Raw genomic sequence first — 2,076 nt, 5'->3', positions numbered from 1 at the left:
GAGTAGGCTGAAGAGGATCAATCAGATAATCCGCTGAGAAAGATTTTCTTCTTTACATCTTTGGCATTTTATCAACCAGAAATTCCGGATACCCCAATAAAAGATTGTGACTTTGCGCGACCGCTATGGGTTGAGGTGTATATCACTGAATCTTGGTTAAATCACACCAAGCACTTAATGTTTTCGGCCTCTTCTGTTGGAAGTGTCACTGTTGAAGCCGTTGGAAAGTGGCATCCAAGAACGGGCTACTCAGGGTTCAAACTGCAGGCAGTCTGTAAGTCAAACAGAGTGAGATTCAGGCTTTTTGGAGATGTAAATGGGAGGCGGGTTCTGACATCCGATATTGATATCAGGACACTTGACCAATTGAATCAAAGGTATGGCGCTAATGAAACAGTTTTTTATAGCAAGGACGTACCAGTGCTGATGGCAATCTATTACTCAACTAAACGGTTAGAGGTTTTTAAATAACGTTTGCTGGCTGCATTCAGCAACCTTTTGATCGGTGAAAAATATCTGCTGGCGTAGGCCTCAAGTTTGGGAATTCTCGAACATATGATGAAAGAAATGATTTGGGTCACTTAGGGAGACTCTGAATAAGTCCCCAAAATCAGCGATAATACGGCCGTCGTCAACCGCATAGGATCGTTGCCACCATGGATCAGATCACCTTCTCCGAAGCCGAGTACCAGACCAAAAAGCGCAAAACCCGCCGCGAGATCTTTCTGGAACGGATGGACAAGCTGATTCCGTGGAAGCAGCTGGAAAAGAAGGTAGCCCGTTATTACCCCAAGGGCCAGAACGGACGGCCTCCCTATCCTTTGTCTGCCATGCTGCGCGTTCACTGCATGCAGTTGTTCTATAACCTCAGCGATCCGGCCATGGAAGATGCATTGTACGAGATCGAATCCATGCGCCAGTTCGCTGGCCTGAAGCTCGATCGTCTGCCAGACGAAACAACGATCCTTAAGTTCCGTCATTTTCTGGAGCAGCATGGTCTCGGCAAGGTGCTGTTCAAAGAGGTGAACAAGCACCTGGAGAAAAACGGCCTGATGCTGCGTGAAGGCAGCATTGTTGATGCCACCATCATCTCTGCGTCCAGCTCCACAAAGAACAGTTCTGGCAAGCGCGATCCGGAGATGCACCAAACCCGAAAGGGCAACGAATGGCAGTTCGGCATGAAGATGCACATTGGCGTCGACGACACACTGGGCCTTATCCATAGCATCGACACCACTGCTGCCAATGTCCATGACATTGTGCCTTCCGGCAAACTGCTGCACGGTGAAGAGCGCCGAGTCTTTGGTGATGCCGGCTACCTCGGCATACAAAAGCGAGGCGAGCACAAGCACCGTAAAAATGTGTCTTGGTTCATCGCCAAGCGCCCGGGTTCACGGAAGGCCCTGAATGCTGACAAGCTGAAAGCCGAGAAAATCAAAGCCAGCATCCCCTCAAAAGTGGAACATCCGTTCCGGTACATCAAGCAGGTGTTCGGCTACAACAAGGTTCGCTATCGCGGCCTGTCGAAAAACACCAACCGGCTGCACTTGTTGGCCGCGTTCAGTAATCTGTTAATCGGTGAAAAATACCTGCTGGCATAGGGGCAGTGTGCCTATTTTCCGCCAAAATGGCGGGAAACGGGCAGAAAACATACAAATAAATGGAGAGTTGCGTCTGAATTTTCCGTTTTCTGCTGGCTCAAACGGATGCTGGTGAAAATCGACGGTTATTCAGACCTTCCTTAGCTTTCTGTAATTGGCGAGTACAATGTATGCGCCGCGAACATGATCAGTCTTTGTTCGTCATGGCATCGAACACGTTTTTGTGGCTAACTGAGACCAACGTTTTATTAACGTACTGGAAGACCGATTTGCCGATGGAGATTCTTGATAACCTGCTTCATCGATACCCCCTTCGATTTCGCAGTGTGGCAAGCCCCAATATCCTAGACACCTGACAGCTTTGTGAAGTACTGCTTTTCTAAGGAGGCTCTGAATAAGTCTCCAAAATCAGCGATAATACGGCCATCGTCAATCGCATAGGATCGTTGCCAGCATGGATCAGATCACCTTCTCC

General features: G+C 48.6%; 1 protein-coding gene. It reads left to right on the top strand.

Features of this window, described 5'->3' with window-relative positions:
* Positions 1 to 656 precede the first annotated feature (656 nt).
* On the top strand, positions 657 to 1,601 hold the full coding sequence (locus DET50_RS19275; protein WP_011784144.1) for an IS5 family transposase: 945 nt from the start codon (positions 657 to 659) through the stop codon (positions 1,599 to 1,601).
* Positions 1,602 to 2,076 lie beyond the last annotated feature (475 nt).

Source organism: Marinobacter pelagius (assembly GCF_003315345.1).
Classification (GTDB): Bacteria; Pseudomonadota; Gammaproteobacteria; order Pseudomonadales; family Oleiphilaceae; genus Marinobacter; species Marinobacter pelagius_A.
Note: the sequence above shows the minus strand (reverse complement) of the source record. Positions and strands in the feature narration are given on the sequence as shown.